The sequence below is a fragment of the Paraburkholderia sp. SIMBA_054 genome, assembly GCF_046534875.1.
GTDB lineage: Bacteria > Pseudomonadota > Gammaproteobacteria > Burkholderiales > Burkholderiaceae > Paraburkholderia > Paraburkholderia hospita.
In genome coordinates this window covers 1-244 of the sequence record NZ_JAWRXV010001468.1, presented here as the reverse complement: position 1 = coordinate 244, position 244 = coordinate 1, and the positions used below count along the sequence as shown (strand labels likewise).

The window sequence follows — 244 nt, the reverse complement described above, 5'->3', positions numbered from 1 at the left end:
CTTTGTAGAGTCCGGGGAAGAATGCAAACCAGTTCATTTGCATGGCCACCTGGCCGGACTTGAAGGCATCCAGCCCTTCCTGCATGTACGCGTTGGTCATGCCCGGCGCCGTGCAGCACTTGTAAAGCGCCTTGTAGTACTCCAGTCCCTTGACCGCGCCCGGAGAGTTGACGAAGCCGTCGAGGTGGTACGGCTTCTTCGGGTCCTGATACTCGAAGCCGAAGTTGTAAAGCGCATTGGTCAC

Annotated in this window: 1 pseudogene; it reads right to left on the bottom strand. The window is 57.4% G+C overall.

The features are described from left to right. Positions 1-244 (bottom strand): annotated as a pseudogene (locus SB822_RS59925) (carbohydrate ABC transporter substrate-binding protein); the annotation flags it as partial.